General features: G+C 65.7%; 25 protein-coding genes and 1 tRNA gene. 14 read left to right on the top strand and 12 right to left on the bottom strand.

Features of this window, described 5'->3' with window-relative positions; translation table 11 throughout:
* Positions 1-20 precede the first annotated feature (20 nt).
* The 8 genes from EC845_RS09470 (at position 21) to EC845_RS22130 (ending at position 5,193) form a co-directional block, all read left to right on the top strand.
* Positions 21-341, top strand: coding sequence for a hypothetical protein (locus tag EC845_RS09470; RefSeq protein WP_123297524.1), 321 nt, complete (start codon positions 21-23; stop codon positions 339-341).
* A gap of 14 nt (positions 342-355) precedes the next feature.
* Positions 356-2,413 carry a replication endonuclease gene (locus tag EC845_RS09465; protein ID WP_123297521.1) on the top strand — a complete coding sequence of 686 codons (2,058 nt, stop codon included), beginning with the start codon at positions 356-358 and terminating at the stop codon, positions 2,411-2,413.
* Positions 2,414-2,439: 26 nt separating this feature from the next.
* Entirely contained in the window at positions 2,440-2,721 is a 282-nt protein-coding gene (locus tag EC845_RS09460) for a hypothetical protein (protein WP_123297520.1), read from the top strand.
* On the top strand, positions 2,718-2,894 hold the full coding sequence (locus EC845_RS22350; protein ID WP_158615663.1) for a hypothetical protein: 177 nt from the start codon (positions 2,718-2,720) through the stop codon (positions 2,892-2,894). Before EC845_RS09460 ends, EC845_RS22350 begins: the two co-directional genes overlap by 4 nt.
* Positions 2,891-3,199, top strand: coding sequence for a hypothetical protein (locus tag EC845_RS09455; protein WP_123297518.1), 309 nt, complete (start codon positions 2,891-2,893; stop codon positions 3,197-3,199). The genes EC845_RS22350 and EC845_RS09455 overlap by 4 nt, the downstream gene beginning before the upstream one ends.
* 5 nt (positions 3,200-3,204) lie before the next feature.
* Positions 3,205-3,906, top strand: coding sequence for a DUF4406 domain-containing protein (locus tag EC845_RS09450; protein ID WP_233597996.1), 702 nt, complete (start codon positions 3,205-3,207; stop codon positions 3,904-3,906).
* On the top strand, positions 3,903-4,850 hold the full coding sequence (locus EC845_RS09445) for a phosphoadenosine phosphosulfate reductase family protein (protein WP_123297516.1): 948 nt from the start codon (positions 3,903-3,905) through the stop codon (positions 4,848-4,850). The genes EC845_RS09450 and EC845_RS09445 overlap by 4 nt, the downstream gene beginning before the upstream one ends.
* Positions 4,851-4,983: 133 nt before the next feature.
* The gene (locus tag EC845_RS22130; protein WP_148077274.1) at positions 4,984-5,193 is read left to right on the top strand and encodes an AlpA family transcriptional regulator; all 210 of its coding nucleotides are present in this window, start codon (positions 4,984-4,986) and stop codon (positions 5,191-5,193) included.
* Here EC845_RS22130 and EC845_RS09440 read toward each other — a convergent pair.
* The 5 genes from EC845_RS09440 to rph all read right to left on the bottom strand — a co-directional run bounded on the left by EC845_RS09440 (position 5,158) and on the right by rph (position 9,279).
* Entirely contained in the window at positions 5,158-6,330 is a 1,173-nt protein-coding gene (locus tag EC845_RS09440) for an integrase arm-type DNA-binding domain-containing protein (RefSeq protein ID WP_158615662.1), read from the bottom strand. The genes EC845_RS22130 and EC845_RS09440 overlap by 36 nt on opposite strands.
* A gap of 176 nt (positions 6,331-6,506) precedes the next feature.
* Positions 6,507-6,594 (bottom strand) — tRNA-Ser (locus tag EC845_RS09435).
* A gap of 20 nt (positions 6,595-6,614) precedes the next feature.
* On the bottom strand, positions 6,615-7,901 hold the full coding sequence (hemW, locus tag EC845_RS09430; protein WP_370451278.1) for a radical SAM family heme chaperone HemW: 1,287 nt from the start codon (positions 7,899-7,901) through the stop codon (positions 6,615-6,617).
* A complete protein-coding gene (gene rdgB / locus EC845_RS09425) occupies positions 7,898-8,527 on the bottom strand; it encodes an RdgB/HAM1 family non-canonical purine NTP pyrophosphatase (RefSeq protein WP_123297512.1) in 630 nt (209 codons plus the stop codon). Before rdgB ends, hemW begins: the two co-directional genes overlap by 4 nt.
* Positions 8,528-8,547: 20 nt before the next feature.
* Entirely contained in the window at positions 8,548-9,279 is a 732-nt protein-coding gene (rph, locus tag EC845_RS09420; protein WP_123297510.1) for a ribonuclease PH, read from the bottom strand.
* Between the two features lie 390 nt (positions 9,280-9,669).
* Here rph and EC845_RS09415 point away from each other — a divergent pair, with 390 nt between their 5' ends.
* A complete protein-coding gene (locus EC845_RS09415; RefSeq protein ID WP_123297508.1) occupies positions 9,670-10,593 on the top strand; it encodes a YicC/YloC family endoribonuclease in 924 nt (307 codons plus the stop codon).
* Between the two features lie 105 nt (positions 10,594-10,698).
* Here EC845_RS09415 and dbpA read toward each other — a convergent pair whose 3' ends face one another.
* From dbpA to EC845_RS09400, 3 genes are all read right to left on the bottom strand, one after another.
* Entirely contained in the window at positions 10,699-12,063 is a 1,365-nt protein-coding gene (gene dbpA, locus EC845_RS09410; protein WP_233598021.1) for an ATP-dependent RNA helicase DbpA, read from the bottom strand.
* Between the two features lie 220 nt (positions 12,064-12,283).
* Positions 12,284-14,152 (bottom strand): phosphoenolpyruvate carboxykinase (GTP), encoded by a 1,869-nt coding sequence (locus EC845_RS09405; protein WP_233597995.1) that lies wholly within the window; start codon positions 14,150-14,152, stop codon positions 12,284-12,286.
* 332 nt (positions 14,153-14,484) lie between these two features.
* Positions 14,485-15,618, bottom strand: a complete 1,134-nt coding sequence (locus EC845_RS09400) for a cupin domain-containing protein (protein WP_123297502.1) — start codon at positions 15,616-15,618, stop codon at positions 14,485-14,487.
* Positions 15,619-15,676: 58 nt separating this feature from the next.
* Between EC845_RS09400 and EC845_RS09395 the strand changes: the two genes are divergently transcribed.
* Complete coding sequence (locus EC845_RS09395; RefSeq protein ID WP_123297500.1) at positions 15,677-16,201, top strand: peptidylprolyl isomerase; 525 nt, start codon at positions 15,677-15,679, stop codon at positions 16,199-16,201.
* A gap of 19 nt (positions 16,202-16,220) precedes the next feature.
* Here EC845_RS09395 and dut read toward each other — a convergent pair whose 3' ends face one another.
* The 3 genes from dut to coaBC are packed head-to-tail and all read right to left on the bottom strand — an operon-like array spanning position 16,221 to position 18,592.
* A complete protein-coding gene (gene dut / locus EC845_RS09390; protein ID WP_123297498.1) occupies positions 16,221-16,670 on the bottom strand; it encodes a dUTP diphosphatase in 450 nt (149 codons plus the stop codon).
* Between the two features lie 36 nt (positions 16,671-16,706).
* Positions 16,707-17,240, bottom strand: coding sequence for a hypothetical protein (locus EC845_RS09385; protein ID WP_123297496.1), 534 nt, complete (start codon positions 17,238-17,240; stop codon positions 16,707-16,709).
* Positions 17,237-18,592, bottom strand: coding sequence for a bifunctional phosphopantothenoylcysteine decarboxylase/phosphopantothenate--cysteine ligase CoaBC (gene coaBC / locus EC845_RS09380; protein ID WP_123297493.1), 1,356 nt, complete (start codon positions 18,590-18,592; stop codon positions 17,237-17,239). The genes EC845_RS09385 and coaBC overlap by 4 nt, the downstream gene beginning before the upstream one ends.
* A gap of 141 nt (positions 18,593-18,733) precedes the next feature.
* Here coaBC and EC845_RS09375 point away from each other — a divergent pair, with 141 nt between their 5' ends.
* The 4 genes from EC845_RS09375 (at position 18,734) to EC845_RS09360 (ending at position 23,117) form a co-directional block, all read left to right on the top strand.
* A complete protein-coding gene (locus tag EC845_RS09375; protein ID WP_123297490.1) occupies positions 18,734-20,395 on the top strand; it encodes a CTP synthase in 1,662 nt (553 codons plus the stop codon).
* A gap of 137 nt (positions 20,396-20,532) precedes the next feature.
* Positions 20,533-21,819 (top strand): phosphopyruvate hydratase, encoded by a 1,287-nt coding sequence (gene eno / locus EC845_RS09370; RefSeq protein ID WP_123297487.1) that lies wholly within the window; start codon positions 20,533-20,535, stop codon positions 21,817-21,819.
* A gap of 174 nt (positions 21,820-21,993) precedes the next feature.
* On the top strand, positions 21,994-22,275 hold the full coding sequence (locus tag EC845_RS09365; protein WP_123297484.1) for a septum formation initiator family protein: 282 nt from the start codon (positions 21,994-21,996) through the stop codon (positions 22,273-22,275).
* A gap of 215 nt (positions 22,276-22,490) precedes the next feature.
* The gene (locus EC845_RS09360) at positions 22,491-23,117 is read left to right on the top strand and encodes an acyloxyacyl hydrolase (protein ID WP_123297481.1); all 627 of its coding nucleotides are present in this window, start codon (positions 22,491-22,493) and stop codon (positions 23,115-23,117) included.
* Between the two features lie 289 nt (positions 23,118-23,406).
* On the opposite strand, the gene EC845_RS09355 is transcribed toward EC845_RS09360, so the two are convergent.
* On the bottom strand, positions 23,407-24,843 hold the full coding sequence (locus EC845_RS09355; protein ID WP_123297478.1) for an NAD-dependent succinate-semialdehyde dehydrogenase: 1,437 nt from the start codon (positions 24,841-24,843) through the stop codon (positions 23,407-23,409).
* Positions 24,844-25,089: the final 246 nt, after the last annotated feature.

Below are 25,089 nucleotides of genomic sequence, written 5' to 3'. Positions count from 1 at the left end.
TCGGCCCCCCAAAGCCATTCATGGCTGGGTCCGACGGAAAGCGCTCGGACCTTTTTGTCAACACCTACCGCAAGAAACTGACCGATCTCCGTTCACAGATACACCAGCAAATGATCTACACGGACGGCTTGGTCGGCGCGACCAAAGATTGGCTCGACCTATCGGCGGGCGAGCGGATTTGTCTCCTGCTGCTGGCAGGCGTAGGCGACGACCTGGGAAAACTCGCACGCCTCGCCAAAAAAGACTGGCGCGAGTTCACCCATCCAGAGCGAGATGCGATAGCTGCAGCAGCGCATGAACTGAAGCACTCATTCATGAACATCCACTGCCTGACGCTCTGAACGGATAGCCTGCCATGCGTCGAAAACATACCCGTCACGCCAAGCCGCATCCAGTGTTTTGGATGAAGCAACGCAGCAGTCTGGACCTGGCCGCCCAGGTCGCCCAGACCGCGCGCGTGATGGATGCACGCCTGCGCCGCACGATCCCGCCACAGTGGGCCTCGGCCCTGGATGTGATCGTCCCGCCGCGTCCAAAGGCCAGCGTCGACCTGCACACTTGGAATCTCGAACGCGTGGATGCCATGCGAAAGTTCGAGCACATGCACGACGACGTGCTGCACTGGGCCGTGGGCGACAACACGGTGCGTGACCGCGCCCGTCGTTACGCCCTGGCTATGGATGATCTGATCTATGGTCACCCGTTCGTGCTAGGCAGGTACGAAAAACTCGACATCGTGACTCGTTACTGCGACCGGATCGGCGTTGACTGGCCCGAAGCGGAAACCCTAGAGGGCGTTGTCGCCCGGGCTTGCACAGAAAGCTGGTGGCGGCGCGCGCTGCGCAAAAAGGTCGCTCGAACCGTAGAGCATGCCGCCATCAAGCTCGGTGTCGTGCACCGCCGCCATGGCGGATATGCCAGTGATGAAGCCTGCCGCCGCCGGGCCGAGCAGCTCAAACGCAACGCCGAGATGCTCAAGCGCAGCCGCCTTTGCAATGAGGCCGGTCAGGTCTTCACGTTGGCCGATCTCGCCAAGGTATCCCCCAGCAACCGCGATATCCGGCGCGGCGAGCTGATGATGCGCATCCGAGGCTGTGAAGAGCACGCCGACGCCCAGGAACACCACGGCGTGTTCCTCACGCTCACGTGCCCCAGCCGCTTCCATGCCGTGCTCTCCGGCGGCAAGAACCGCAAGGCCAAACCTGTCCGCAATCCGAAGTACCAGGGCGCATCACCGCGTGAGGCCCAGTTGTGGCTGCGCGAGATGTGGGCGAAGGCCCGGGCCAAGCTGAAGCGGCGCGAGATCAAGACCTATGGTTTCCGCGTCGCCGAGCCGCACCACGACGGCTGTCCCCATTGGCATGCACTCCTGTGGTTCGAAACCGCAGAGCAGGCCGGCAAGGCGGAAACCATCATCCGCGACTACTGGCTGAGCGACGACGGTGACGAGCCCGGCGCGCTGCGCAACCGCTGCGACTTCAAGACCATGGAGCGCGGCGGAGCGGCTGGCTATGTGGCGAAGTACGTCGCCAAGAACATCGGCTCCGAGGATGGCGATGCGGGCCTAGGCGATCACTTGGACACCATCGACGGTTTCGAGCACGCCATGGACACCCGCGAATACAAGGGCTTCCAGCGCGTCGACGCCTGGGCCAGCACGTGGGGCATCCGGCAGTTCCAAGCCATCGGCCAGCCCAGCGTGACGGTGTGGCGTGAGATGCGTCGTGTCAGCCAGGACCAGATCGAAGACGCCCAACATCGACTCGATTTCGGCGATGCAGCAGCGGTCAAGGCATGGCGTTCGTGTCACAAGATGGGCACGCTCCAAGCCAACTGGCGCGGCTACGTCCAGGCCCAGGGCGGAATGTGCCGCAAGCGTCGTGAATGGATGCTGCGGCCCGCAATACGCGTCACCCCCGACGTGACCAACAGCTACGGCGAAGTCGCCGACCGCATGACCACCGTCGGCGTCGAAACGGCCGGTGGCCACTGGCTCATCAGCCGTCGCCAAGCATGGGAACCCCTGGCTTCCGGCGAAGGCGAAGCCGAGCAGTCCCAGGCCGAGCGCGCAGCGCTGGGCCGCCCTTGGACTCGTTTCAATAACTGTACGGCCCGCCTCACCGGCAAGCCCATGCGCGAGCTGCTGAAAGCCGCCGGCATGCACTGGCCGCTGTCCACAGACAACGACATTGAGCCCCCGCCAGCCCCTAAACGGCAGGCGCCAGCCCCCGCAGCGGCCCCCGAGCCCCGAATCAACGTGATCGACGGCATCCGCACCACCTTCGTGATGCCTGAACGCACCCGCCAACTGCTGCAAACCGTCCCACAGGCCTCCACAGCCGACAGCGCCATGGCCGCGATGGTCGCCCGCGCTCAAGCCTTCCGTGCCGGCTTCATCAAGCCGCGCCCCTGATCCACCCCCAGCCCCAAGGAACCACCATGCCCCGCCCTGGAAAGACCACCACGCTGCCCACGCAGCACCGGCCGTTCGTGCCGCCCCTGGCCCACAAGGTCCACATACCGCATCCCTACACCCCGGCCGCTTGCACCGACGTGCGCGACACGTTCGCCCGCGTGCAGGGCCTGCAGGCCCCGGCCCGGCGCACGCGCCGCGCCGCTACACCGGCCGCGGGCCAGCCGGATCTTTTCGCGCCGACCGCTGATGGCCAGGTGCTCCCCTTCCCTTCGCTCGAATCCATGTTGAAAAGGAAATCCGCATGAACCGCCCGCGCCTCACCCGCCACGATGTGGACGCCCTCCTGGCTGCCGCTGCCCATGAAGAAGCCTTGCGTCAGGCCCAGCGCGACAACCGCCGCGAGCTGCTGGTCGTCGCTGTGATGGCCTGCCTGGGAATCGCCGTCGTTCTGGCTCTGAAGACTGGATGGCTCGCATGACCAAGAACCCACCCAACCGCTTCATGCTCGACAGCGTCACCGCGCAAGAGCGCCATGCTCGCGCTGCCTTCGCCCCTGAGCGGGCTGCGCGCACTGCACGCCATGCCGGTGCACGCCGGCCCGAACCGCGCGACTGGCTGGGCCGCGACGACTACACCTGTCCCGAGCTGCAGCCAACTAACAACCGCCTTGGCGCGTTCGACAACCTCGCGTACCCCAGCCTAATCGGTGAACGCCGTGTGCTGCCCCGGCAGCTCGAAGCGCACCGCCACGTCATCAACCCCGCACTGCTGCCAAAGGAATGACAGAGATGGAACAAAACAAATCTCCCTGGCGCCTGGACAAGGTCGACCTCGACTACTACCGCTCGCTGGCCGACAGAAGCCAGGAAGAGATCATCAATCAGTACACGTGCTTCTGGCCGAGTCTGCCCGCACCGGTGCACAGTCAGCGCATCTGCATTGCGGGGCCCATGACCGGCCTGCCTCATTTGAACCAACCGGCGTTCATGGCCGAGGCAGCCCAACTTCGCAGCGTGGGCCACCACGTCGAGAACCCAGCCGAGAACGCGAACCCGACCTGCGGCACATGGCTGGGCTACATGCGGCTGGCCATCGCCAAACTCATCACGTGCGACCGCATCCACCTGCTGCCCGGCTGGACCGGCAGCAAAGGAGCAAATGTCGAGTACACGCTCGCCAAGGGGCTGGGGCTCATGATCACGCTGGCAGAGGGCGCGGAGTCAGCCCGGCCGGATTCCGACATCGCGTTTATTCGGTCAGGCAGTCGTCGCATCGGCCAGACCTACGCCACGCGGATGGGTGCACTGGCCATGCTCGCAACCGCCATTGATCGCTGCCAGGAAATCGCCGATGGGCAGGAGACGCTGAGGACTAAGAAGCTCGATGTGAACGGCGATGCCACTGAGAAATCGGTGTGCCACGGGAACAAATGGCTGGGTGCCACGCACTGCGTCGAGGCCCTGCGCGTGCTGCAGCAGGGGCTGGTATGAGCTCCATCCACGTAATAAGCGTCAGCGGAGGCAAGGACAGCACAGCTACGCTGCTGCTCGCCATTGCGCGCGTGGGCCGCGATGCAATCCGTCCGATCTTCTGCGACACCGGCAATGAGCACGAGGCCGTCTACAGCTACCTGGACTACCTGGAATCGGCTCTCTCGGTCCGCATCCATCGCTTGCGGGCAGACTTCTCAGCCGATTTCGCGCGGAAGCGAATGTTCATCGCCCGCGACCAACGCACCAGGCGCGGACCGGATGGACGGCGCGTGCGTTGGACAAACAAGTCCAAGCGCCGTGCGCTTGCCTTGCTACATCCGACGGGCAATCCGTTTCTCGATCTGTGCATGCTCAAGGGCAGATTTCCCTCGCGCAAAGCGCAGTTCTGCACGCAAGAGCTGAAACGAAACCCTGCCGTCGAGTACCAGCTCGACCTGATGGAACAGGGCCACCGCGTCATCAGTTGGCAGGGCGTTCGTCGGGACGAGTCACTCAATCGCCGAAACGCCAAAAAGACCGAGCGTATTGGCAAAGGCCTGCACACGTTCCGTCCAATTGTCGATTGGACGGCTGACGGTGTGTTCGCGCACTGCGCAGCCGCGGGCATCCAGCCGAATCCCCTGTACTTGCAGGGCATGACCCGCGTCGGCTGCATGCCTTGCATCAACGTGAACAAAGCCGAGCTGCGAGAAATCGCCGCACGCTTTCCTGAGCATGTTGCGCGCATAGCCGAGTGGGAAATATTGGTTAGCAGCGTCAGCAAGAGACAGGCGGCAACGTTCATTCCGGCACCTGGCATTTCCCCTGCCCAGGCAAAAGAACACACCATCCACCACGTCGTGCGCTGGGCTAAGACAACCCACGGCGGTCGCCAGTTCGACCTGCTCGCAGACATCACCGAAACGCGCGCATGCGCATCTGCATACGGACTTTGCGAATGACATGGCTCTACCCACCACTCTCACCGCTATCGAACTCTGCGCCGGCGTCGGCAATGGAGTCGTACCGCTTCAGGCTGCAGCAGCACTTATCCAACTTGTTTATCGCGCAAGCACACACTAAGGGCAACACGAAATGACAACTCAGCACAATACCGTCAACCAAGATACGCCCGACCGCGTGCTATACAGGAACGATCTTTCCGAGGAACTGCGCGTCGGCAGCGAATGCATCCGCCGTTGGATGCGCGCCGGCAAGCTCCCTCCGCCGGACGTGTATGTCAGCCGCAAAACCATCGGCTGGCGTCTCTCAACTCTTCGAGCGGCTGGGATCAATCTCGTCTAGCCAGTCCCCGAAATCCTGCAGCATCGCGCGTCGCTGCGGCAGGTACTCAGCCTGGTTGTATGCAGCCCGAGTTTTGTCATCGGGCGCATGCGCGAGCTGTCGCTCGATGGCGTCGGGCGGATACCCGCGTTCATTCGCCCAGGTAGACGCTACGGATCTCCAACCGTGGCCCGTCATTTGCCCTTTGAACCCGATGCGATAAATTAAATACAGCACCGCGTTCTCACTCATCGGTCGGCTGAGGCTGTTCTCACCGGGGAACACAAAGCGGCTCTTTCTTCCCTTCGCCTTCATCTTCTCGAGCACCTGCAGGGCCTGTCGCGACAGCGGCACAATGTGCTCTCGTGCTCGCTTCATCTTGCCAGCCGGAATGCGCCAGGTATCGCCGTGGATCTCGGTCCACTCCATCAAACGCAGCTCGTTCGTGCGCACCCACGTGTAAGCCAGCAAGCGGCACGCCAAGACAGACTGCAGTTCCTGCTCCATCGATAGCCGCATCAGCAGATCCGGCACCTGATGCTCGTTTAGCGAAGCATGAGATTTACGACGCGTCTTCCCAAACGCCTTTTCCGGCCTAATCAAAGCCGCTGGATTCTGCTCGGCATGCCCATGCTCGACTGCCCAGTCAAACACCTGCGACACCCACATGCGCATCTTGCGCACATAGGCATGCTTCCCCGCGAGGTCCATCTCGGTTAGTGCGGCAAGCAACGTCGCGCGATCAATCTTCGCCATGGAGATTTTTCCGAGCGCAGGCCCGAGGTGCAGCTCGATGCCCCGAAGCGCATCGTTGCGATATCCAGGCGTCACATCCTTCCGACCGTTCCAGAATGCCTCTGAGGCTTCCATGAGGGTCACGCTAACCTTGGGCGACTTCGGTCGCTTGGGGTTCTCACCGTCGAGCAACTTGCGCCGCAGTACATCACGACGCTCGCGAGCTTCCGCAAGCGTCAGCAGTGGATAGGGGCCGAGCGTTTCGGTCTGCTGCCTGCCGTCAAGCCGGTAGGCAACGCGCCATGTCTTCGAACCCGCAGGAGCAACGTATAGGTAGAGGCCGTGGCCATCGAACAGCTTCTGCGGCTTCTCCGCAGGCTTGGCGAGGCGGCATTTATGGTCAGAAAGGACGTTTGTAGGCAAAGCAAGCTCCAACTCGGTGCTTTGCCTACAGCCATGCCGCTCAACAACGTTGGAACACGTCGGTTTTCAGTTGGGAACGGACGGCAAAAGGCGCAATACACCACACATAGGTGCTTGATTTTGCTCTACTTTTGGTGGTTTGCAGGGCGCCAAAGCTTAGATCGTTTGGGGCCATTTGGCGGAAGCGGTGAGATTCGAACTCACGGACGGTTTCCCGTCGCCGGTTTTCAAGACCGGTGCAATCGACCACTCTGCCACGCTTCCCTGGTTGATGGCTGCGGATTCTACCCGTTCCGCGCCGGTTCTTCGGGCAAGAAGAGGCCCTGGAGGTCGCTGAGGAAGTCCATGCCGCGCACGGTGGGCTTGGCGTGCACCCAGTCGCGTTCGAGCAGCCCCTGCCGTTCGGCGGTGTCCAGTGCCCGTGCAATGCTGGTGATGGCCAGCCCGGTGCGCTCGCTGTAGGTCTTGAGATCGAAGCCGTCGACGAGCCGCAGCGCGTTGAGCATGAATTCGAAAGGCAGATCCTGCCGGGGCACTTCGGTCTCCTGCGCAACCGGCTGGCCGGCGGCGGCCTGCTGCATGTAGCGCTGCGGATCGCGATAGCGCACCTGCCGCACCACCCGATGGGCAAAGCTGAGCTTGCCATGGGCGCCGGCACCGATGCCCAGGTAGTCGCCGAACTGCCAGTAGTTGAGGTTGTGCCAGCAACGATGGCCGGCACGCGCATAGGCCGAGACTTCGTAGCGCTGCAGGCCGGCCTCGCCGGTCAGTTCGGTGATGCGGTCGAGCATGGCGTAGGCCGTGTCGTCTTCCGGAATGCGCGGCGGGAACTTGGCGAAATAGGTGTTCGGTTCGATCGTGAGGTGGTAGATCGAGATATGCGGCGGCGACAGCGCCAGCGCAGTGCGCATGTCGTCTTCCAGCATGGCCAGGTCCTGGCCCGGCAGCGCGTACATGATGTCGAGGTTGAAGGTCTTGAACGCGCTCGCGGCTTCTTCCACGGCGGCCAGTGCCTGGGCACGGTCGTGCACGCGGCCCAGCGCCTTGAGATGCGCGTCGTTGAAGCTCTGCACGCCGATCGACAGGCGGGTCACGCCCGCGTCGCGGAAGGCACGGAAGCGATTCTTCTCGAAAGTGCCGGGGTTGGCTTCGAGGGTGATCTCGCAATCGGCCTCCAGCCGCACACGGGCCCGGATGCCGGCCAGCAGTTCGTCGATGGCCTCGGGCGAAAACAGGCTGGGCGTTCCACCGCCGATGAAGATGCTGTGCACGGGCCGCCCCCACACCAGGGGCAACGTGCTTTCCAGATCGGTCATGAGCGCAGCCACGTACCGGCGCTCGAGGGCCGGATCGAGCCGGCCGTTCGTGCCGTCGCGGGCCTCGTGCGAATTGAAGTCGCAGTAGGGGCACTTCTTCAGGCACCACGGCAGGTGGACGTACAGCGACAGCGGCGGCAGTGCCGACAGTTGCAGCGTGCCCGGCCGCATGTAGTGGCGCGGATCCGGCGGCGGCAGGGCTGCCGAGGGCTCGGCGGCACCATCGGCCGGAACGGGGTGCAGGGGAATGTTCACGCCTGCTCCACGGCGGGGGCGAACCACCCGTTCTCGCGCATGAGTTCAAGCATCTGGCGCGACGAACGGCCGCGGTGGCTGTTGGCGTTCTTCACGTCGGTCGGCAGTTGGGCAAAGGTCTTGCCGAATTCGGGCAGGAACATCACCGGATCGAAACCGAAACCGCCCTCGCCCACCGGCTGCTCGGTGATGAGCCCCTGCACACGGCCGACGGCGATCAGCGGTTGCGGGTCGTCGGGGGTGCGCACGGCCACCAGGGTGCTGACCATGGTCGCACGGCGGTTGCTCTGGCCCTGCAGTTGTTCGAGCAGCGCACGGACGTTGTTGGCATCGCTTTTTTCGTAGCCGAACTGCTCGCAGTAGTAGGCCGTGTCGACGCCGGGCAGGCCGCCGAAGGCGTCCACGCACAGGCCGGCGTCATCGGCCAGCGCCGGCAGGCCGCTGGCGGCCGCGGCGTGGCGGGCCTTGGCGAGGGCATTCTCGACGAAGGTGCGGAAAGGCTCGGGTGCCTCGGGAATGCCGAGGTCGGCCTGACGCACGAGCACCACGCCCAGCGGGGCGAACAGGGTCTGCAGCTCGGCGAGTTTGCCTTTGTTGTTGGAGGCAAGAACGATCTGGGTCGTCATAGGGGGCTCGTGTGGGGTTCTCAGGCGGCGGCCAGGGCGGATTTCTGCAGCGCGACCAGTTCGGTGATGCCTTTTTCGGCAAGGGCGAGCAGTTGGTCCATCTCGGCGCGGGTGAAGGCCACGCCTTCGGCGGTGCCCTGCACTTCCACGAAGTGTCCGGCACCTGTCATCACGACGTTCATGTCGGTGTCGCAGTCCACGTCTTCCACGTATTCCAGGTCGAGCAGGGGTTCGGCCTGCACGATGCCGACCGAGACCGCGGCGATGTGGTCCTTGATCGGCGATGCGGCAATCTTGCCTTGGGCAAGCAGGCCGTTGACCGCGTCCTGCGCCGCCACGAAGGCACCGGTGATGGCTGCAGTCCGGGTGCCGCCGTCGGCCTGGATCACGTCGCAGTCGAGGTGGATCGTGCGTTCGCCCAGCAAGGACAGATCGAAGACGGCGCGCAGCGAGCGGCCGATGAGACGCTGGATCTCCTGGGTCCGGCCGCTTTGCTTGCCGCGCGCGGCTTCACGGTCGCTGCGGGTGTGGGTCGAGCGCGGCAGCATGCCGTATTCGGCGGTCACCCAGCCTTCGCCGCTGCCGCGCTTGTGCGGCGGCACACGTTCTTCGACCGAGGCGGTGCACAGCACCTTGGTGTTGCCGAACTCGATCAGCACCGAACCTTCGGCGTGCATGGTGTAGCCACGGGTGATGCGCACGGCACGCAACTGGTCGGCGGCGCGCTGGCCGGTGCGGATGAAACGGGTCATGGTGAATGGATCCTGGAGGTTCATCGACCGCCCCCCGATCGGCGGGCCATGGCCGCAGCGCCGAGGGAACGGAAGGAAAAAATGAAGCGGGCGGTCCTGAACGGCATGCAGCCCGAAACCCCGATTATCGCAAGCCGGCGCGGCAGGCGTGCGGCGGCGTCCCGGCCGGCATCGCGGGCCTTGCCGACCGGGACCGGAACGGCAAGTGTGGCGCAGGCCCAGACCTTTGCCATAATCGACGACAACCAGGCTGGGGCCGATGCCGCCAGCCGGACTGCCCGGCGTGCGGCCCGACGGCCATCCCGCCCGCGCCACCGGCACTTTGACGAATCCGCAGCGCCCGCAGGCCGGTCCTCGGCGCATTCCCCAAGCCCTACCCATCCATCCAGCATGCCCGTCTACAGCATGACCGGTTACGCCAGCGCCCAGTCTGACGCAGCCGAGTCCACCACCGAAACCCATGCCGGCCCCCGTCTCGGACTGGAACTGCGTGCGGTCAACAGCCGTTTCCTCGACCTCGCTTTCCGTCTGCCGGACGAACTGCGCTCGGCCGAACCCGCCTTGCGCGACCTGCTGAGCAGCAAACTCAAGCGCGGCAAGATCGAGGTCCGCGCCACCCTGCTGGCGCAGGACGACGGCGGTGTCCCCACCCCCACACCCGCCCTGCTCCAACGTCTCAATGCCGTGCAGGACTCGGTCCAGAGCTGGCTGCCCGAAGCCCGTTCGCTGAGCGTGGCCGACGTGCTGCGGCTCGCCTCTAACGCCAGCGGCTCGTCGGAACCCCAGAAAGATCTGTCGGCCGGCCTGCTCAAGCTGACGCAACAGGCAGTCAAGGAACTGCTGGCCTCGCGCGAGCGCGAAGGCGCACGGCTGGTGAAGTCGCTGGTCGATCGCATCGAGCAGCTCAAGGCCCTGGCCCAGCAGGCTCAGCCTCTGGTGCCCGAGCTCGTGGAGCAGCAGCGCCAGCGTTTCCTCGACCGTTGGCAGGAAGCCCTCAAGACCGGCCAGGGCCACGGAGCGGCCCCGAACGCCGAGGCGGCCCAGGATCGCGCCATGAGCGAGGCCACCGCCTTTGCCATCCGCATCGACGTGGCCGAAGAGCTCACCCGCCTCGCAGCCCATCTCGAGGAACTGCTGCAGTTGCTCAAGAAAGGCGGCGACATCGGCAAGCGGCTCGACTTCGTCATCCAGGAACTGCACCGCGAAGCCAACACCCTGGGCTCGAAATCGGCCCTGCTCGAACTCAGCAAGATCTCGGTCGACATGAAGGTGCTGATCGAGCAGATGCGCGAGCAGGTTCAGAACATCGAGTGAAGCAGCGCCGGCCCGGGCAAGCCGGGCCCTCTATCGGACACTTGCCGTCCCTGCACCGGCAGCGGGGCGATGACCCGCCTGCCGGGCGGCGTCGGTGCCCCGGTCTCACTCCAGATCGACCAGATCCGCCAGTCGCCGCACCTTGACCTTGCGGCCCTTGAGCTTGCCGCCGGAGAGGCGTTGCACGATCTGCCGCGCCATCGAGCGCTTGACGGCCACGTAGCTGTGGAAGTCGGTGACGTTGATCTTGCCGATGTCGGCCGAAGCGAAGCCGGCCTCGCCGGTCAGCGCGCCCAGAATGTCGCCGGGCCGGATCTTGTCCTTGCGGCCGCCCAGAATCTGCAGTGTGTCCATGGCGGGCTCGAGCGGGCCGCCGGCGGCGGGCACCAGGCTGTCGAGCGGTGCCCATTCGAACTCGCGGCTCATGAGCTGCTCGATGCGGCCCACGCGTCCCATCTCGTCCATGCTGGAGAGGCTCAGCGCCAATCCGCCGGCGCCGGCCCGGCCGGTACGGCCAATGCGGTGCAGATGCTGTTCGACATCGGCAGAGATGTCGACGTTGATGACGCATTCCAGTTGCGCGATGTCGAGTCCACGCGCGGCCACGTCGGTCGCAACCAGCACCGAGCAGCTGCCGTTGGCGAACTGGATCAGCACCTGATCGCGGTCACGCTGCTCGAGATCGCCGTGCAGAGCCATGGCCACCAGGCCCTGGGCGCTGAGCACGTCGACCAGATCGCGGCATTGGCGTTTGGTGTTGCAGAAGGCGATGGTGCGGGCCGGACGGAAATGCGCCAGCAGCAGCGAGACGGCATGCAGCCGCTGGTTCTCGCCGACTTCGTAGGCCAGCTGGCGGATCTGGTCTTGCGCGGCAGCCTGGGCCGCGGCGATCTGCAGATGGCGAGCCTGATGGGTGAAACGGCTGGCCAGCTCGACCACGCCTTCCGGGTAGGTGGCCGAGAACAGCAGAGTCTGCCGGTTCTTGGGGGCCTGCTTCACCACGGCGGCGATGTCGTCGACGAAACCCATGTCCAGCATGCGGTCGGCCTCGTCCAGCACCAGGGTCTGGAGAGCGTCCAGCGACAGGCTGCCACGCTCCAGATGATCCAGCAGGCGGCCGGGCGTGCCCACGGCCACATGGGCGCCGAAGGACAGGCTTTCCATCTGCGGCTTCATGGGCGAGCCGCCGCACAGCGTCAGCACCTTGACGTTGTCCGCGGCACGCGCCAGGCGGCGGATTTCCTGGGTGACCTGTTCGGCCAGTTCACGCGTCGGGCACATCACCAGTGCCTGGACGGCCAGGCGCGAGGTGTCGAGCCGGTGCAGCAGCGCCAGTGCGAAGGCGGCCGTCTTGCCGCTGCCGGTCTGCGCCTGGGCGATCAGATCCACACCTTGCAGGGCCAGCGGCAGGCTGGCGGCCTGGATGGGCGTCATCTCGGTGTAGCCCAGCTGGACCAGGTTGGCCTGCATGGCCTGCGACAGCGGCAGGCTGCCGAATGAGGACACGGAGGAATCGGCAGACGCGGGAGAGGCGGACGCGGGCGAAGAAGCTTTTTGGACGGGATTCATCGGCGGATTATCTCCTGCCGTCGCTCCGCGCCCCGATGCGATGCCGCGCAAAGGCCCACCGGGGCCCGGCGTGGCAGGCCGGGCCGGCATGGCGCCGGGCCCGGCCAGGACAGCGCTTGGATCAGCTGTCGAGGCGTGCGCTGATGTCCACACGCGCCTGTTCGAGCGCCTGCGGCAGGCGGCTGCCGAACTGGGCCAGCCAGCCGGCGTGCGATGCCAGTTCCTCGCGCCACACGACGGCGTCGATACCGGTTGCCACCTGGAACTGGGCCGGCGTGAAGTCGACGCCCTTCCAGTTGATTTCCTCGTAGCGCGGCGCCACGCCCACCAGGGTCTGCTCGCCCTGGACCTGGCCTTCGAGGCGGTCGATCATCCACTTGAGCACACGCATGTTCTCGCCATAGCCAGGCCAGACGAACTGCCCTTGCGCATCCTTGCGGAACCAGTTGGTGGTGTAGATCCGGGGCAGCTTGGCGCCCTGGGCCTGCAGGCGCTCGCCCAGGCTCAGCCAATGCTGGAAGTAATCGCCCATGTGGTAACCCGAGAACGGCAGCATGGCGAACGGATCGCGGCGCACCACGCCCTGCTGGCCGGCGGCGGCGGCGGTGGTTTCGCTGCCCATGGTGGCAGCCATGTACACACCTTCTGTCCAATTGCGGGCTTCGGTCACCAACGGCACGGTGGTCGAGCGGCGGCCGCCGAAGATGAAGGCATCGATGGGCACGCCGGCCGGGTCGTCCCAGGCTTCGTCGAGCGCCGGGTTGTTGATGGCGGCCACGGTGAAACGGGCATTGGGATGGGCGGCCTTGGCGCCGGTGGCCTTGGCCAGCTCGGGCGTCCAGTCCTTGCCTTGCCAATCCACCAGATGGGCAGGCAGCACCTTGCCTTCGACGTCCTGCTCCATGCCTTCCCACCACACGTCGCCGTCGTCGGTCAGGGCCACGTTGGTGAAGATGACGTTCTTGTCCAGGCTGCGCATGCAGTTGGGGTTGGTCTTGTAGCTGGTGCCGGGCGCGACGCCGAAGTAACCGGCCTCGGGGTTGATGGCGCGCAGCGAACCGTCGGGCTGGGGCTTGACCCAGGCGATGTCGTCACCCACGGTGGTCACTTTCCAGCCGTCGAAACCGGCCGGCGGGACCAGCATCGAGAAATTGGTCTTGCCGCAGGCGCTGGGGAAGGCCGCGGCCATGTGGTACTTGCGGCCTTCGGGGTTGGTCACGCCCAGAATGAGCATGTGTTCGGCCAGCCAGCCCTCGTCGTGACCCATGATGGAGGCGATGCGCAGCGCAAAGCACTTCTTGCCCAGCAGCGCGTTGCCGCCGTAGCCCGAGCCGTAGCTCCAGATCTCGCGCGTCTCGGGGTAGTGCACGATGTACTTGGTGTCGTTGCAGGGCCAGGCCACGTCTTTCTGGCCCGGCTGCAGCGGTGCACCCACGGTGTGCACGCAGGGCACGAACTCGCCCTGTTCGCCCAGCACGTCGTAGACGGCCTGGCCCATGCGGGTCATGATCTTCATGTTGACGGCCACGTAGGGGCTGTCGGAGAGTTCCACGCCGATGTGGGCGATGGGCGAGCCCAGCGGGCCCATCGAGAACGGCACCACGTACATCGTGCGGCCGGCCATGCAGCCGTCGAACAGCGGCTGCAGCGTGGCGCGCATTTCGTCGGGGGCCTTCCAGTTGTTGGTGGGGCCGGCGTCTTCGCGCTCTTGCGAGCAGATGTAGGTGCGGTCTTCCACACGGGCCACATCGCTGGGGGCCGAGCGGGCCAGGAAGCTGTTGGGGCGCTTGTCCGCATTCAGGCGGATGAAGGTACCGGCGGCAACCAGTTGCTCGCACAGTGCACGGTATTCCTCGTCGCTGCCGTCGCACCAGTGGATGGCGGCGGGCTTGCACAGGGCAGCCATTTCACCCACCCATTGGACGAGTTTGGGATTTTTGACGTAGGCGGGGACTTTCAGGTCGGCAGCCGTAGGCGTGAAGTTGGACACAGGAACTCCTGGAGTTGAAAAACCGGTCATCCCCGCAGGAGCAAGCCTCTCTCGCTATCGAAAGACGAGAAGAAAAGGCCGCCCTCGCCTGCTCGGAGGCAGGCCTGGGTGGCGCCAGCGGGGAAAAAATCTGGGGTGCAAGACCGACGTGGGCTCTGGGGCACACAGGCGAATGGACCTGGGGCAATCCTTGTAACCACGTCGTAACCGGCCGACTTTAACCAAATTCCCCACTTTGTCCATGCGCAAAACACCCCTTGTCCGAGGTGTTTTGTCTATCTTTCGGGCGGCGGTGGCCGGGTTCGCCCCCCTGCCGTGCCGCTCATCGCCGTTCAGCGCAGCTGCAGCCAGCCCGATTCCAGCCACGACAGCAGCAGCTCGCGGGCATCGTCGCTGGCCGTGCGCAGAGCTCGCGCATCGAGCCCATGCTCGTCGGCCAGCCGGCGCAGCAGCGCGGCGTCGCGGCCGGCGGCACGCCAGCTCTCGCCATTGGCAAAGACATGATGTTCGTCGTAGAGCAAACGGCTGCGGCGGTCCAATGCGACGCCGCCGGCGGGCGGCCAGTTCGACTCGGCGGTTTCGGCAGCCCCCGGGTTGTCGTCGAACCACACCTGCGCCTTGGGCTCGGTCAGGTACTCGCCCAGCGCGCGCGCCAATTGGCGCGGATCCTTGAGCGCACGCGTCACCGCGTCCTGCGCAAACGCCTGCAGCTCGGCCGGCACGCGGGCCGGTGCCTCGCAGGCCGCGGCCTGGCGGCCGTCCTTGTACAGGGTTTCGTCCTCGCCGTCCTCGGCCACGCGCTGCAGCAGCTCGCGCACCAGATCCTGGCGCTGGGGGGCCCGGAACCCGATGGAATAGGTCATGCATTCGCCGACCGCCACGCCGTCGTGGGCATAACGCGGCGGCAGATACAGCATGTCGCCGGGGTTGAGCACGTACTCCTCGTCGGGCCTGAAGTTGGCCAGGATCTTGAGCGGAACGCCTTCCTGCAGCGTCAGATCCTGCTGCGCGCCGATGCGCCACCGGCGCTGGCCGCGGGCCTGGAGCAGGAACACGTCGTAGCTGTCGAAATGGGGCCCCACGCCGCCGCCGTCGGTGGCGTAGCTGATCATCACGTCGTCGAGCCGGGCGTCGGGCACGAACCGGAACTGCTGCATCAGCGCATGCACGTCGTCGTCCAGTGCATCGACACCCTGCACCAGCAGGGTCCACTCGCGCTGCTTGAAGGGCGGCAGGCTGCGGCGCCCGAACGGGCCGCGCTTGAGCTGCCAGCCCTTGGGTTTCTGCACGATCAGGCGCGACTCGACATCGTCGCGTTCGGCCAGGTCGGCCATGTCCAGGCGGGTCAGGGCCTCGAGGTCGGGAACCGCGTTGCGGATGAGCAGCGGCTTCTTCTGCCAATGGCGGCGCATGAACTGCGCAGGCGTGAGACCGCCCAGCAGGGCGAGGGGGTTATTGGTGTCCATGGGACAATTCTCGCCGACGGCCGCCCGACGGCCTGCAAAGATACGCGGAAATTACCCCATGGACATCACACAACAATGCGTGGTCGCTTTGACCTGGACCCTGAAAGACACCCTCGGTGAGACGCTGGACGTGCTCGACGAGCCGGTCGACTTCCTGATCGGCGGCGGCGACCTGTTCAAGAAGATCGAGGAGGCACTGCAGGGCCACGGCCCCGGTGCGACGATCGACCTGCACCTCGAACCCGAAGAGACCTTCGGCGACTACGACGAGAACCTGATCAACCTCGAGGCACGCGCGCTGTTCCCCGAGGAAACGGAAGAAGGCATGACTTTCTCCGCCACGGGACTGCCCAAGGGCGTGACGGGCGACTACGACGGCGAGCACCTCTACACCGTCACCGAGCTGTACCCCGAGCACGTGGTGCTCGACGGCAACCATCCGCTGGCCGGCATCGCCATCCGCCTGAGCCTGAAGGTCGTCAACGTCCGCGAAGCGACCGAGGAAGAAATCAGCCAGGGCAGCGCCGGCTCGGGTTTCTTCAAGGTGCAGCCCCAGGCACCGGGCAGCAACACGCTGCACTGAGCAGGGCCGGGCGAGAGGCTCAGCTGCGGCCGGTGGAGCCGTAGCCGCCGGCGCCTCGCTCGGAGGCCTGGGTGAATTCGTCGACGATGTTGAAGCGTGCCTGCACCACCGGCACGATGACCAGTTGCGCCAGGCGCTCCATGGGTTCGAGCACGAATGCGGTTTCGCTGCGGTTCCAGGCGCTGACCATGAGCTGGCCCTGGTAGTCGCTGTCGATCAGCCCGACCAGGTTGCCCAGCACGATGCCGTGCTTGTGGCCCAGGCCCGAGCGCGGCAGGATCAGCGCGGCATAGGCCGGATCGTCGAGATGGATGGCCAGGCCGGTCGGCACCAGTTGCCAGGCGTTGGGAGCCAGCGTGAGCGGCGCGTCCAGGCAGGCCCGCAGGTCGAGGCCGGCACTCCCGGGCGTGGCGTAGCTGGGCAGTTGGTCGCGCAGGCGGGCATCGAGGATCTTGACGTCGAGAAGCATGGTTCGTTGGTGAATCCGAAGGGATCTGGAGAAAACCTAGGAGCGTAACAGCGTGATCAGCAGCGTGACGAGCCAGGGCAGCACAAACAGCACGAACAGGCCCCACTTCACGTAGAACCACAGGGTGCGCACGTGCTGGCGGCGAGCCAGGTCGGGCTGCCTGCCACCGGCGGCCTGGGCTGGGCCGGACGGCGTGCGGCCTGCAGAAGCCGCGGGCTTGCCGCGCCCCGCTGCCACGGCCTGCAGCTCCTGCCGCGCTTTTTCGCGCACCCGCTCGACCTGCTGGCGCACGCCCTTGGGCAACGACAGGTCGGCAGAGACCATGGGGGAACGGGCCACGATGGTCTGGGCGGAAACCGCCTCTTTGCCAGCACGCGCAGACAGTTCGTCGAGCTCGAAGGCGTCGCGTCCCCAGTCGCCGCTGTCGAGCGGATCGCGCTCGGGGCCGGCGGCCGAACGGACCGCTGCGGCCTGCGTCAGTTGCTCGACATAACTGGCGAAGTCGCCATTGACCGGTCCGCTCGCGGCTCCGGCTTTTTTCGGGGTGGGCCAGCGTGTCATGCGGTTCATGGCACGACCGCCTGGCCGGCGGACTCGATCGAGGCCTGCTGCGCGCCGCCCTCGTTGGCCTCGGTCGACCACTCGTGGCGCATGCGTTCGGCGATCTCGCCCACCAGTTGGCGTGCCAGCACCAGCTTGGAGGCCCTCGGCAGTTCCTGGGCGCCGTGGGCGTCGATCAGCAGCAACTGGTTGTCGTCGCGGCCAAAGGTGGCCGGCCCGATGTTGCCGACCAGCAAGGGGATGCCCTTGCGGCGGCGCTTGGCCTGGGCGTGGCGGGCCAGATCCTCGCTTTCGGCGGCGAAACCGACGCAGAAGAGCTGGCCGCCCCTCGCCGCCGGGCTCTGCGCGACGGTGTAGAGGATGTCCTGGTTTTCCAGAAAATGCAGCACCGGCGCCTGGCCGTCCGCCGCTTTCTTGATCTTCTGCTCGGCCGGATGCGCGGGCCGCCAGTCGGCCACCGCAGCGGTCGCGACAAAAACCGTGGGCGCCTGAGACCCCGATGCCAGTTCGCCCATCACGGCAGCCAGCATCTCGCGGGCCGACTGCACGTCGATGCGCCGCACGCCGCGCGGCGTGGGCTGTGCCACCGGCCCGGCCACCAGCGTGACCTCGGCACCCGCCTCGCGGGCCGCCCGGGCCACGGCAAAACCCATCTTGCCCGACGAATGGTTGGTGATGCCCCGGATCGGATCGATGGCCTCGAAGGTGGGCCCGGCGGTGATCAGCACGCGTTGCCCGGCCAGCAGCTTGGGCTGGAAATGCGCGATGAGGTCGGCCAGCAACTGCTCGGGCTCGAGCATGCGGCCGTCGCCGGTCTCGCCGCAGGCCTGCAGGCCGCTGCCCACGCCCAGCAGGCGGGCGCCGTCGGCCTCGATCCGGGCCAGGTTGCGCTGCGTGGCGGGATGAGCCCACATTTCTCGGTTCATCGCCGGGGCCACCAGCAGCGGCACGGCCGGCTGGCGGGCCAGGCAGAGCAGGCTCAGCAGTTCGTCCGAGCGCCCCTGCGCCAGTCGTGCGATGAAATCGGCCGAGGCCGGTGCCAGCACGATGGCGTGGGCCTCGCGGCCGAGGTTGATGTGCGGCATGTTGTTGGGCTGCCGCTCGTCCCATTGCGAGACATAGACCGGGCGGCCGGAAAGCGCCTGCATCGTCACGGGCGTGATGAACTGGCAGGCCGCTTCGGTCATGACGACCTGCACCGTGGCGCCGGCCTTGACCAGTCCCCGGCACAGCTCGGCGGATTTGTAGCAGGCCACGCCGCCGGTCAGTCCCAGCAGGATGTGGCGCCCGGCCAGGTCGCCGACAGGCAGGGCCGCGTCGGCCGCGGGCTGGAAGGTCGTGGGGCTCAAAGCTTGGCTCATGCCGCGCAGTTTAATCCGCAGGTCGCCGCGATGGCGGTCCGGCCGCCGCCGGCCATGAAAAACGGCGGGCCGCCAAGCCCCCGGGCAGGGACTGCGGTTGGCGGGTCGTTATAATCGACATTTCCCACAACCTCTCAAGACATGACCAAATTTGTCTTCGTCACAGGTGGTGTGGTGTCTTCCCTGGGTAAGGGAATCGCTGCAGCCTCCCTCGCTGCGATTCTGGAATCGCGCGGACTCAAAGTCACCCTCATCAAGCTCGACCCGTACATCAACGTCGACCCGGGCACGATGTCTCCCTTCCAGCACGGCGAAGTGTTCGTCACCGACGACGGTGCCGAAACCGACCTGGACCTGGGTCACTACGAGCGCTTCATCAACACCCGGATGCGGAAGTCCAACAACTTCACGACCGGTCGGATCTATCAGTCGGTGCTCGAAAAAGAGCGCCGTGGCGACTACCTGGGCAAGACCGTCCAGGTGATTCCCCACATCACCAACGAAATCCAGGAATACGTCAAACGCGGCGCGGGCATCAACACCCCCGACGCCGTGGATGTGGCCATCGTGGAAATCGGCGGGACCGTGGGCGACATCGAGTCCCTGCCCTTCCTGGAAGCCGTGCGCCAGATGAGCTTGCGCCTGGGCCCGAACAACGCGGCCTTCGTGCACCTCACCTACGTGCCCTACATCGCCGCCGCCGGCGAGCTCAAGACCAAGCCCACCCAGCACACGGTGCAGAAACTGCGCGAGATCGGTATCCAGCCCGACGCGCTGCTGTGCCGCGCCGACCGCCGCATTCCCGACGAGGAACGCGAAAAGATCTCGCTGTTCACCAACGTGCCCGAGTGGGGCGTGATCAGCATGTGGGACGTCGACACCATCTACAAGGTGCCGCGCATCCTGCACGAACAGGGTCTCGACGGCCTGATCTGCGACCGCCTGCGCATCAACACGCCGCCGGCCAACCTCAAGCGCTGGGACGACCTGGTGCATGAAGTCGAGCACCCGCAGCACGACGTGACCATCGCCATGGTGGGCAAGTACATCGAGCTCTCGGACAGCTACAAGTCGCTCAACGAGGCGCTGCGCCACGCCGGCATGAAGAACCATGCCAAGGTGCAGATCCGCTACATCGACTCGGAAACCATCACGCCCGAGAACGTCGGCCAGCTCGCCAGCGCCGATGCCATCCTGGTGCCCGGCGGCTTCGGCATCCGCGGTGTGGAAGGCAAGATCTGCGCGGCCCGCTTTGCCCGCGAGAAAAAGATCCCCTACCTGGGCATCTGCCTGGGCATGCAGGTCGCGACCATCGAGTACGCCCGCCACGTGGCCGGCCTCGAAGCGGCCAACAGCACCGAATTCGTGCCCGATACGCCCAACCCGGTGATCGCCCTGATCAACGAGTGGAAGGACGCCGACGGCAGCATCCAGACGCGCGACGAGCACTCCGACCTCGGCGGCACCATGCGCCTGGGCGCGCAGAGCTCCGACGTGGCACCCGGCACGCTGGCCCATCGCATCTATGGCGACGTGGTCACCGAACGCCATCGCCACCGCTACGAAGCCAACGTCAACTATCTCGACAAGCTGCGCCAGTCCGGCCTGGTGATCTCGGCGCTCACGCAGCGCGAGCAGCTCACCGAGATCGTCGAACTGCCGCAGGATGTGCACCCCTGGTTCATGGGCGTACAGTTCCACCCCGAGTTCAAGTCGACGCCGTGGGATGGCCATCCGCTGTTCAACGCCTTCGTCAAGGCGGCGCTCGAACAGCAGGTCCGGCAGTCCCCTGCCAAGGCCTGATCCGAGATCGAGGTCCAAGGGCTGGCTTCTTGCAGAAAGTAGCCAGCTCTTTTTGCAAGTGTTTTCGTCGTTTCGCCCTGCCCCGCCGGCCGGGCGGCACGGGTCCAAGGTTTAGCAACTTGAAAGGTAAGATCGAAATGAGTGCCATCGTTGATATCGTCGGACGCGAAGTCCTCGACAGCCGCGGCAACCCCACCGTGGAGTGCGACGTGCTGCTGGAATCGGGCGTGATGGGCCGTGCAGCGGTTCCGTCGGGCGCATCCACCGGCTCCCGCGAAGCCATCGAGCTGCGCGACGGCGATAAGACCCGTTACCTCGGCAAAGGCGTGCTCAAGGCTGTCGAGCACATCAACACCGAGATTTCCGAGGCCGTTCTGGGCCTCGACGCCGCCGAACAGGCCTTCCTCGACAAGACCCTGATCGACCTCGACGGAACCGACAACAAGAGCCGCCTGGGCGCCAATGCCATGCTGGCCGTCTCGATGGCCGTGGCACGCGCCGCGGCCGAGGAATCCGGCCTGCCGCTGTACCGCTATTTCGGCGGCATGGGCGGCAACCAGTTGCCCGTGCCGATGATGAACGTCATCAACGGCGGCGCGCACGCCAACAACAGCCTGGATCTGCAGGAGTTCATGATCATCCCGGTGGGTGCTCCGAGCTTCCGCGAAGCCGTGCGCTGGGGCGCCGAGGTGTTCCACGCCCTCAAGAAGATCATCAACGACAAGGGCATGAGCACGGCCGTCGGCGACGAAGGCGGCTTCGCGCCCAGCGTGGACAGCCATGAGGCCGCCATCCAGCTGATCCTCGAAGCCATCGACAAGGCCGGCTACACCGCCGGCGAGCAGATCGCCCTGGCTCTGGACTGCGCCGCCAGCGAGTTCTACAAGGACGGCCAGTACGTGCTCGAAGGCGAAGGCGGCATCAAGCTGTCGGCCGAGCAATGGACGGACATGCTGGCCTCGTGGTGCGACAAGTACCCCATCATCAGCATCGAAGACGGCATGGCCGAAGGCGACTGGGATGGCTGGAAACACCTGACCGAGCGCCTGGGCAAGTCGGTCCAGCTGGTGGGCGACGACCTGTTCGTCACCAACACCAAGATCCTCAAGGAAGGCATCGACAAGGGCATCGGCAACTCGATCCTGATCAAGATCAACCAGATCGGCACGCTGACCGAGACCTTCGCCGCCATCGAGATGGCCAAGCGCGCGGGTTACACCGCCGTGATCAGCCACCGCTCGGGCGAAACCGAAGACAGCACCATTGCCGATATCGCCGTGGGCCTGAACGCCGGCCAGATCAAGACCGGTTCGATGAGCCGCAGCGACCGCATCGCCAAGTACAACCAGCTGCTTCGCATCGAAGAAGACCTGGGCGACGTGGCCGTGTACCCGGGCCGCTCGGCGTTCTACAACCTCAAGTAAAACGCCTGCCGGCCCCGAATCTTTCCGATTCGGGAAACTATTGGCTTGCCAGCGGGTCTGTCGTTCGACACGATATGACCACGCGGGCAAGCCGGTCCCGGGGCCAGATCGGTATCCGGCCGCCCAGGAACAGCCGTCACCGCCGGGGCGGCACCCCTCTCCAACAGTCTTTTTATGCGCCGACTGATCGTTCCCGCCGTTTTGCTGCTGCTGCTGGCCATGCTGCAGGCACAGCTGTGGCTGGGGCGCGGCAGCCTCACCGACCTGAGCGAGCAACGCGGCAAGCTGGCCGTGCAGCTCGAGTCCAATGCACGCGCGCACCTGATCAACGAACAGCTCACGGCCGAAGTCGCCGATCTGCAGCAGGGCCTCGAGATGGTCGAGGAACGTGCCCGGCAAGAGCTCGGAATGGTCAAGCCCAACGAGATCTTCGTGCAGATCGCGCCCACGCGCTGACCCGATGGACTGAACCGCAAGCCTTGTGGGCTCGCGGTGTTGTTTCTTGCCTCTGGCCTTTGTGCCCAACTCCAAGACATTGCGTTGCACTGGCGGTATTCCCGAGTGCAACACAGGCATTCGTCCGACAGGTATGCTCCTATCTTGGACATACAGTGCTGTATGTAAATTGGAGCCGGTCGCGCGTTCGCGACCATTGATGCGAGAAGTTCACCATGACCCCACGACGCCTGACCCGCCGCATGCCTTCGACCGACGCCACGGCCACTGCCAGCCTGACCCAGCCCGACCGTCGCACCCTGAAGTGGTTGTTGGGCACCACCTTGCTGGCATCGGCCGCCTGGCTGGCGCTGCCCTCCAGCGCCCATGCGGCCGACTGGCAGATTTCCGCCGGTGGCGGCGACCGCGCCAGCATCAACAAGATCGGTTTCGGCGTGGTGTGGGATCCGCACAGCGCTCTGTGGCAAGGCAGCGTGTGGCAGTTGCGTCTGCTGCACGAAGCGCAGGTTGCCTTCTGGGACGTGCCACGCGCCTCCAACATCTATGAAGTGGGTTATTCGCCGTTTTTCCGCCTGCAACGCGGCACCGCGAGCGGCGGCAATTGGGTCCCCTTCATCGAAGCCTCGATCGGCGTGCGCCTGATCTCGCACACCCGTCTGAGCGACGAGACCACGATGTCGACCGCCTTCCAGTTCTCGGACACCCTCGGGGCCGGCGTGCAGTTCGGCAACCGGGCGCGCTCGACCGTGGGCGTGCGTTTCCAGCATCTGTCGAATGCCAGCATCAAGCGCCCCAACCCCGGCATCAACTTCACGCAGGTGTATTACCAGCAGAGTTTCTGACACGGGATACGACGGCCGGGCGCGGGGTGACATGCCCCGTGCGACTGCGACGGCACATGCCAATGCCAATCTGAATGCGGCTTGCGCATGAAGCTTGCAGATCCGGCGGCAAGTGCGGCCATGAAAGAAGACGCCGGGGCAATGCCCCGGCGTCTTCGTTTGGTCTGCACGAGAGTCACCTGCCCGGCCTCGCCCACCCGCGCCGTCCAGCCTGCACGGTGGCGGCTGGACGGCGGTGGCGGGCCGCAGGCACTGCGCAAGTGCCTGCGCGTACCGGCCGGCCGGCCGATCAGGCGGCCGTGATCACCACCGACTTGGTGTTGAGATAGGCTTCGACGGCTTCCGGGCCGCCTTCGGAGCCGTAACCCGAATCCTTCACGCCGCCAAACGGCATCTCGGGCGTGGGGGTGGCCGGCTGGTTGATCCACAGCATGCCGGTTTCCACGCGCTGCGACAGCAGGTGAGCGTTCTTGATCGAACGGGTGTACGCATAAGCCGACAGGCCGTAAGGCAAGCGGTTGGATTCGGCAATGGCTTCTTCGAGGGTGTCGAAACCACGGATCGCGGCCACCGGACCGAACGGTTCATCGTTGAAGACCGAGGCGTCGAGCGGCACGTCGGCCAGGATCGTCGGCGCAAAGAAATTGCCGCTGGTGCCGACGCGCTCGCCGCCCGTGGCCACCTTGGCACCCTTGGCCTGGGCGTCTTCCACCACCTTGGCCATGGCGTCGAGGCGGCGGGCGTTGGCCAGAGGGCCCAGGGTGGTGCCATCGGCCAGACCGTCGCCCAGCTTCAGGCTCTGGGCGTGCTTCACCATGAGTTGCGTGAACTCGTCCTTGAGGCTGTTGTGCACCAGGAAACGCGTGGGCGAGATGCAGACCTGGCCCGCATTGCGGAACTTGGCACCGCCTGCGGCCTTGACGGCCAGAGCCAGGTCGGCATCTTCGGCGACGATCACCGGCGCATGGCCGCCCAGTTCCATGGTGGCGCGCTTCATGTGCTTGCCGGCCAGGGCAGCCAGTTGTTTGCCCACCGGGGTGGAACCGGTGAACGTGATCTTGCGGATCACGGGATGCGGAATGAGGTAGCCGGAAATCTCGGCCGGATCGCCGAAGACCAGGCCGACCACGCCCGCAGGCAGGCCGGCGTCGACGAAGGCCTTGAGCAGCGCGGCAGGCGAGGCCGGGGTTTCCTCGGGTGCCTTGACCAGGAAGGAACAGCCGGCAGCCAGGGCTGCGCCGAGCTTGCGCACGACCTGGTTGACGGGGAAGTTCCAGGGCGTGAAGGCGGCCACCGGACCCACGGGCTCCTTGACCACCAGCGACTGAACGGCCAGATTGCGCGAGGGCACGATGCGGCCATAGACACGGCGAGCCTCGTCGGCAAACCATTCGATGATGTCGGCGGCGGCCAGCACTTCGAGGCGGGCCTCGGGCAGGGGCTTGCCGTTTTCCTGGGTCACCAGGCGGGCGATTTCATCGGCGCGCTCGCGCACCAGGCCACCGGCCTTGCGCATGATCTGGGCCCGCTCGTTGGCAGGCAGAAAACGCCAGGTATCGAAGCCCTTCTGGGCGGCGGCGAGTGCGCGGTCGAGGTCGTCCTTGCCGGCGTGGGCCACCTTGCCGATGACCAGGCCGGTCGCGGGGTTGAGCACGTCGAGGGTCTTGCCGCTGGCGGCGTCGACCCATTGGTTGTCGATCAGGAGTTGGGTGTGGGGATAGGTCATGGCGGTTGGATCTGATGAAGTATGGAGCTGGCAGCGGATGAGGCGTGGACTGGACCTCGTTGCCGGCAGCCACCCCGCGCACGGCGCGCAAAGCAGCAGCCAGCAAGATGCCGGCCGAGGTTTGGACCAATGGATGGGCCGGCGCGCAAACAACGACCGGCTGATGTCCATGCTAACCGATGTGGCCCGAGCGTGCATGGGGCCGCCGCGAGCAGACCCTTGCCGCCGCCGGGGCACATCCGGCCC

It is taken from the genome of Comamonas sp. BIGb0124 (assembly GCF_003752175.1).
Lineage (GTDB): Bacteria > Pseudomonadota > Gammaproteobacteria > Burkholderiales > Burkholderiaceae_C > Comamonas_F.
Note: the sequence above shows the minus strand (reverse complement) of the source record. Positions and strands in the feature narration are given on the sequence as shown.